Genomic DNA, 8,454 nt, shown 5'->3' on the forward strand with positions numbered 1-8,454 from the left:
GTAGTAGTAGATCCGATCAAAGTGGCAGTGAGAGCGGTTAATAATGCCGCAACAGCCGGGGATTTAAAGATAGCCGTGGAAACAAATACCGCCGTATTAACCCTGGATATGACAGGTTACGCAACGGTTGACCCGGCGAGACAAAGCGAAGTTTGGACGAAGATGTTTGCTGACAAGCCGGCAACAGGTTTTGCCGACAAAGCTGCTATTCAGGTCGCACTTGATGCAGCAGTAGAGGCGGCGAAGGTCGTAGCGGATCCGGTAGCGGTAGCCGTTAATGCAGTTAATAATGCCGCAACAGCTGATGCGTTGAAGATAGCCGTAGATACAAATAAAACTATCTTAACTCTGGATATGACAGGTTACGCAACGGTTGAACTGGAAAGACAAAGCGAAGTCTGGACGAAGATGTTTGCTGACAAGCCGGCAACAGGTTTTGCCGACAAAGCTGCTATTCAGGCAGCACTTGATGCAGCAGTAGTAGCAGCGAAGGTCGTAACAGATCCGGTAGGTTCAGTAATAAAATATATAAATGACGCTATAAATGCGATAGATGTTGATACAATCAAATTAATCCTGGATAATAAAGCAAAGAGAGATTTGTTAGGGATAAAGGAGGCTTTTTCAACTTTAAGCAATGATGACAAAATATTTGTAGCCCAAGCTATCTTTGATAATGCGCCAACCGATAATGAGGGTTTATCGAACTATACTACGGCTTCTCAAATTGCCGAAGTGGCAAATCAAAATATTGATATTTATGCTGCGAAAATAGTGGGAGTAGTTCCAGTTGGCGCTGCAGTAACTGTTGCATCCAAGAATTTAGGGACTCTCGAGCAGAAAACAACAGATCTGAGTTCCTCCGAAAAATTATCAGATGCAAAATCTTATTACACCAATACAGCAGAACCGTCAGTAAACGCAGTAAGTAATGATGCAAAAGAGAAACCATCTTTCCTCGATCGTCTAAGATCAGCCTGGACTTTGATTACTCAAGGCGAAGAAACTCTGAAGGTTAATGATGCGGTGTCTGTGGTTAATAGTGCCGCAACTGCTGATGAGCTTAAGACGGCTGTAAATATAAACAAAGAAGTATTAGGCCTTGATATGACTGGATATCAGGAAGTTGATACAATCAAGCAATCCGATGTCTGGGCAAAGATGTTTGCTGATAAGCCTGCAACAGGCTTTGCAGATAAGGCAGCCATTCAGGCAACTCTCAATGCAGCGGTGAATGCTGCTAAGACTGTTGTGGCACAGGGAGTAGTTCCGGTTGATGCCACAATAACTGTTGCATCCAAGAATTTAGGGACTCTCGAGCAGAAGACAACAGATCTGAGTTCCCACGCAAAGTTATCAGATGCAAAATCTTATTACACCAATACAGCAGAACCGTCAGTAAACGCAGTAAGTAATGATGCAAAAGAGAAACCCTCCTTTCTCGACCGTCTAGAAGCAGCCTGGATTTTGATAACTAAAGGCGAAGTGGCTCTTCAGGTTAAGGATGCGACTCAGCAAGTTACGGATGCAGAACAAAAGGCAGCGGACCTCAGCACGCAAGAGAAAATCGATCAGGCAAATAATGCATATAATACCGCAAAAGCTTCAGTCGATAATCTGAATAATGATGTGCCTGAGAAAAAGCCTTTATCAGAGAAATTAGCTGTGGTTTTAGAAAAAATAAATGTAAAACAGGATGCCTTAGCTGCTGCAGTAGAGTTGACGCAACAAGCCAATGTGAACATAAATCAAGGTAATACTCAGGATGCTACGGTTATTTTGGACTCAATTCTCAATGTCGTAGAACCGAGCATAAGTCCTGTTACAAATACTCAAACTATTGTAGAACCGATAATAAGTTCTGTTCCAAGCACTCAAACAGTTGCCGGAGCAGTATACGATAAGCCATAAGGGCAAGGTGCTGGAACGAAAAAACACGAAAAATCTCAATCTGAGCCCTCTACGTTCGTTAGAATGGAGAGGGCGGTCGCTCCAAAACCCACATGAAAACTGATACCTTTTTCGACCGGGTGAGGGGACTAAACCATTAAGGTCACGATGATGAGAAACGAAAAAAAAGTGCACGAAAGCAATTTTATAGCCACAAACGCCTGTTGTTATTGTATAATGATACTATGAGTGATGCGGATCTACAACCAATGCTCGATGCTATTGCCAAAGGGGACGAGAATTTTAAAAAACGTTTGGCAGCTGAGATCCACTATTTGAAAGGTGATATTGCTGTTAAGCAAGAACAAAACGATATCGCCCTAGTGGAATATAAGATTTTTCAGAACTATCTTGATACTGTTAAAGGCATTGCTGACAATACTCTCATTGAGATGTATTGCTTGGCGGCAGGCAATAAAGTTGAAATATTTCTTAAACAAAAAGATATCGAGAATGCCTCGATCGAACTAGAGAATTTCAAAATCACTATAGTTCAATTAGGCAAAAAGAGTAAATTCGCTAAATACAATAATAAAAATAAAATTGATGAATTTATTAAAAAAGTAAAATCCCTGCAATTAGAATGCGATCAGCTAGAAAATGAATATAAAAGAGGAGATCAAAAGCAGAATATTTTTTCTGACTTTATGATTCGAGACCGGTTATTTCATGAAACCCGTGAGCCAACGACAAAGAGAATTAATAAAAACAGAAATTCCAACCATCGAAATAACGATCTTGATAATATAAAAGCTGATCACAAACTCATCGAAGACTTGGATTATATATATGGAATGATTTTTGATAAGCATGAAAATGCCTGCATAATAAATAATGATCAGGGTGGGGACCTTCTTTGCACTGTTTTGTTAATTCTTTATAAATGTTCTTTAAGTAAGTTAGAAGACGGAAAGAATCTGATAACCTTTACTAACGAAAGCAACGTGGTCAGGGCCCTATATATCGACATGAAAAATACGATTCTTATAAAGAATAATAGAAAAGGGGAAAAGAAGGTTAAATATGTCGATAGCAAAGGTGTTTCAAGAGAGCTTTTGATTGGTGTCGTAACAAAGGGAGCAGATGATAGCAGCTCAAAAGAAGACATCGGGATTAATCCTGCAATTTATTTGGTGTTAAAATTCATCTTTGATCATCAAATAACACTCATAAAAAAAGGTAACTTGGTATCACATAAGAGGCTCCACGAATTACTCAACAAGTATACAATCCGGCAGCTTTCAAAATGTGCCCAATATGAAATCATTCGTACAACCTATAAGGAGTATCTTGATTCCATTGAGGTCGGTGCCATTGCTCTAAATAAGTCGCAAACCGATAGGATCGCAAAAGGAATACGGCTCCAGCTTATTAAGGGAGATACCTGCGGCTCTTGTATTGATGTCAGAATTGCGCTAACGAAAGTAAAATTGCAAGACGGTAAATATTTTCGTGCTGACAAATGGTCAGAAGATATACTGCTCGATAATTCTGCTGTGTATAATCTCGATGAAGGATTTGGTGAGTTGCTCTACGGTTCGTTAGAAAAGGCTGATACTGTGCCTGGTACTAAGGTAAATGCAATTCCAGGCTTGATTATAAAAGCCTTCTGGGAATACCAGAAGAGATTAAAGGAAAAAGAGTCTTCCTAGAATCATTTTAACTTTTTTTGGAATACGCTGGTTAAAAAAACATCCAACTAAATCTCTAAAAAAAACAATACAAGTTTTTCAGTAAAAAGTAAGATATAAATAATAGATATTAATATAGTAAGCCATGAAATGTGTGTTAAAATTTTAGGTTTTAAGTAGCTAATAACGGGGTATATTAAAATAAAAGCTTTATAGTAATAAAATTTCAGAAATATGATCAAGGAGTAAGTACATGGTCAATACCTTAGATTATAATAGCTATTCTGCCTCTTATATGAAAGAGGGAACCCAATGGAAAAATACAGCTGTCGACGATAATTCTATTAAGGCTTTTAATAAGTTCAATGGAGGTATCTCTAAGGGTGCCTGGGATATTATCGAAGAAGACGGTAATGGCGGTGTCAATAATATAGATTGGTCCAAATATATATCCGAAAATAAAGTAGATATGGCCTTTCTTAATAGTAAGAATCTCTATGTTTATAAATCGGATAACAAATATTTTTTGCTGTCTTTAAACGAAGTTAAAGAGATAAAAGATGGACAAAATGTACCCAAGCAGTCAATTGAAATTAATAATGGCGGAGTAAGCACACTGGTAACAGCGGAGCCAACTTTTAAAATCACAACCGGGATTGCATCCCCAACACAGGAACCACAATCTTTTGCCACAGATAAAAATTTAATAGCCTCTTTTCAAGTAATGTTAGGCATACAAACCATAAAAGTTAACTGGAGTGATGCGGATAATGATAAAAAGATTGATTACGACGAAGTAACTCTTGAAGATAATGGCAAGCAAAATAAATTAAGCGATAAGATGACTGCGGAGTTTTTTAATAGTATTGATACGAACATAGAAGGAGACAATAAGGGCCTTGATTCAGATGAAATTGTTAAGGCGACTGAGATGTTAAATAAAGGTGAGTCACTTGGTTATAATAGAAATCAATATTTCGAATCCAAAAAATTAGAAACAAACATGACGGTTCCTGTGGTTGAAAAGAAAGAAACACCGCAAGTAGCATCTGATAAAAGTGGAACCGAAAAAGTTGATGTGCCAAAAAAAGAAGAACCGGAGAAAGATAGTAGATTTGATATTACTGGTAGTGCTGCCGAGGGAAATTATAAGGTAGTATTAAATAGTGGCAGTAGTTGCTGGATCGTATCTAAAAAAGTTCTTGAAGACAACAGAATAACGGCAACGGGGAGTAACATTATGTTCCTTTCGTTGTGGGTCGCTGACAAAAACGGAATATACGATTTTACGAAATTAAAGATCGGACAGGAACTTATTCTCCCTAAAAAAGATGAATTACAAGGAACCGATGGTCTTTTTGACAATGAAGGTAATGTAAACAAAAAATATGAGGATGCCCTAAAAAAACTACAGAATTATATAGGAGATTATGGCGAAGGTAAAAGAAAAAATCCCAGTTCGGTATTTGATTCTATGGCGAAAGCTAATGGGATAATTGATGCTTGCGGTCCTAATGGAAAAACCTTAAATAACGTTATCACAGAAGCAGAGAAAGCCACCGGTGAATCTGGTAATGAGTTGAACAATAATATCTCTAAGGAAAAAGATGCAACTGAATTAAAGAAACAGGCTGCAGACAAAACAATCTACGCTAAAGGTAACGAAGGCCTGTACAATGGACTATTAGCCAAAATGTATACCAAGAATGACTGGTCGGATCCTAATGTGCCGTCATATGCTTTTTCTGATTTTGGAAAACAGATAATGAACGATATCGGGTCTGGGTCTTTTGATAATGATAAAGAAGCCTTATCTAATTATTGCAAATTAGTGTTTGATACGGAGTTGACTCGTAGCGGACTATCAGGAGATTCTTGGATTAGCGTAGAAGAATGGGAAAACTATATTTTTCAGGATAATTCGGGAGATAAAAACAAGTTTGGTATCAGGCAAAACGCGTTAACCAAGATACTTGATCCAAATAATAGTACCTGGATGGAGGAAGTAATCCAGAAACATCTGAACAGTAACCCTAAATCAAAAGATGATTTTATAAAATTTGTTGATAAGCTCGATACGATTGAAGCGCTTAATAATAATTCCGGGCTCAAAGATCGATTGAAGAAGATCAAAGAGTCTATTACTCCATCCTCTGAGAACAATGGTGGAACATCTGGAGCCCCAACACAAACACAAACACAAACACAAACAGGGGCTATTAGTAATCAGCCCTCTGAGAATGCCGAAGCAGATGTTTACGGAACTTAGGTAAAAAGGAGTGAATCATGGGAATAAGAATAACACCTATACAATATTCTGCGTATATTTCTAGTAATAATAATAATAATAATAATAAAATAGGTAATGAAGTATCTACCCTTTTTATTGGCGCATTCACTGGCGGCATTAGCCAAGGCGCATGGGATATTATTGCTGATGATGCTAAGAAAAGTGTCGGGTCTGCTAATTGGGCAAACTATATTAAAGCAAATTCTATAAACACCTCTTATCTCAGTGAGAAAGGGTTGTTCGTTTATAAAAATGGAGATAGCTATGCATTATGTTCACTACTTAAGAATGACAAAAATGAGCAGGAATCATCAATCACGATAGCTAATACTGAGTATCAGTTATATAAAAATACAGCTGTTTATAGTAATGGATCAGGAGCAGAAGGTGTTAAAGGTAAAACTGATCCCGCGAGTGTAGAGAAATCTATCAAAGAGAGCCTAAAGATTACTAATGTTACTATAAAAGACAATGGGGATCAAAAAATCTCGATCGATGAGATATTGGTTGATGGAAAACAGGTCAGTAAGGCATTCTGGGATAGCTTTGTAGATGGTGGAGAATTTGGTGATAATGATAGTTTTGTAACCGATCTTGAAATACAGCGAGCTGCAGATATGATGAAGCGAGGTAAGGCTTTAGGTTATGATGAAGCGAAATATTTCCAATCTGAAACTTTTACTCGGTATAATTCTGTAAATGTTGGGAATAGTATCCTTAATGATAATGGTTACAAATCATTAGCGGATGATGACGCTAGAAAGAAATGGATACTTGAGAATACTGGTAATATTATTGACATCAATAAGCTTAATGCTGAAATAGATGCTATATCCGAAGCAATGGGAATCAAAGGAACGTATGATTTGAAAGATCCAAACAATATAGGATATATACTCGGGAGAATCCATGGACAGCATCTGAACAACGAAACCTATAAAAAAGCTCCAGTATATGCAATTTTGGTTGCTGAATGGCCAAAAGATGCCGTCCCTCTTGTAGGAAGTGCTCAGTCGAGTGCAGAGGTCACGAAAGATATTGACTCTTTAGTTAAATCAGCAAAAGAAATTAAAAGTGTCGATGACCTGATTGCAAAACAGAAAGAGTGCTTTCAACTCTCCCAAAAAATTGCCGGTGCTACTAACCAGGCTCAACTTAATGCGCAAATAAAATCCGTTGAAGATTTTATTAACCAGGCCAAAGGAAAATTTAATGTTGAGGATATCGAGAAGTCAATTGGCAAGGAGTTAATGTCCGTCAAAGATTCTTATTCCAAACTTGATAGTGAGTTGACGAAGGATAATCTCCGTTCTGTACAGGACATGGTTAATCAGTTCCAATCACTTGTGTCACTACTTCCTCAAGATAATCAAGCTAAGTACACAGATGAAGTGACTAAGATTAAAGAGTCAATGCCTGCCAAGCAAGCAATAATCGAAGTCAATGAACTTGTCAAAGGCCAATATAAAACTGCAGCTGAAGCATCTCAAGCATACAAAAGTACACTGCTCACGATAGACTCTATAAAAGATGAGAAAAAGCGTTCAGAATTGAGATCCATAGCAGAAAAATGGAAGGCTGATAATGACTATATATTAAATTCGGCTCCTGCATTTACTTTAACAGGGAATCCAATCACAGCGAAAGATGATAAAGAAAAGACAATAATTACGAAAGTGGAAAGTGATATCGAAAACTATTTTGTATCTGGTTCGGGCTGGCCAACACTGAGTAAAGGCGATTGGTCTAGATATGTTCTTGGTGTGGATAATTGTAATTTAGTTGAAGTTGAGAAAGATGGAAAAAAAATGAGATTGCTGCCTCAAGGAGTCATCGATCTGCTTAGCGACCGGCTTAATAATTCTGCTAATGATTCCTGGATCAACTCTCGAACGCCATTTGCCGAGTTTATTGCCGGGATATCTGGTAATGAAGATGTTATAGCGCAATTGAAAGGTATTACAATTGTGGATACAAAGCCATCCGACTTGACTAAAAAATGGGAAAATTGCCTCTATGCTTATAATAACCAGATCGGTGAAGGAGAATTTAAGGATACCTTGCTGTCTGATAAATTTAAGCCGACTAAAGGTGATATGTCTTATCTTCGGAATAATCTTCTCTATTCCAGGAATTCTGCCTGGATCGCTTCACGGGAACAGTTTTTAAAATTTTATAACAATAACCAGGCTAAGCTTGCGGAGAAGCTTAAAGGCGTAATTAGCCAGAATGAATTGGACCTCTTGGTTAAAAGTGTCAAAACAGCTTCAATCAAAGGTAACTTGGAGGCGGCTGTGATCAGTAAACCTGTAATTACAGAAGAAGATTTCAAAAAATATTTACTAGACCCTCGATATTTGGATACGGACAAATGTTTGCCGGATGAGATTAAATCGTATTTAATCGGCAAATTCCAGAATGATCCGGCGTGGACTAAGGCAAAAGATTCGTTTCGCGCTTTCTATTCTAATAATCAAGCAACAATGATATCAACGATAAGCGATCAAATTAAGATAATTTTGAATAATCTCGATAAAAAATAATGTTTCATGCAGGTCTGGTGGGGGAATGATAAATGATAGG

Annotated in this window: 4 protein-coding genes; all 4 read left to right on the forward strand. The window is 37.6% G+C overall.

The window, feature by feature from the left end:
• The coding region (locus DKM50_01575; protein PZM83701.1) for a hypothetical protein at window positions 1–1,911 on the forward strand (1,911 nt) is incomplete at its 5' end.
• A gap of 248 nt (window positions 1,912–2,159) precedes the next feature.
• Window positions 2,160–3,602 carry a hypothetical protein gene (locus DKM50_01580; protein PZM83702.1) on the forward strand — a complete coding sequence of 481 codons (1,443 nt, stop codon included), beginning with the start codon at window positions 2,160–2,162 and terminating at the stop codon, window positions 3,600–3,602.
• Window positions 3,603–3,834: 232 nt separating this feature from the next.
• The gene (locus DKM50_01585) at window positions 3,835–5,850 is read left to right on the forward strand and encodes a hypothetical protein (protein ID PZM83703.1); all 2,016 of its coding nucleotides are present in this window, start codon (window positions 3,835–3,837) and stop codon (window positions 5,848–5,850) included.
• A 17-nt stretch (window positions 5,851–5,867) separates the two neighbouring features.
• A complete protein-coding gene (locus DKM50_01590) occupies window positions 5,868–8,414 on the forward strand; it encodes a hypothetical protein (GenBank protein ID PZM83704.1) in 2,547 nt (848 codons plus the stop codon).
• The last annotated feature ends 40 nt before the right edge of the window (window positions 8,415–8,454 follow it).

The sequence above is a fragment of the Candidatus Margulisiibacteriota bacterium genome (assembly GCA_003242895.1).
Classification (GTDB): Bacteria; Margulisbacteria; Riflemargulisbacteria; order GWF2-39-127; family GWF2-39-127; genus GWF2-39-127.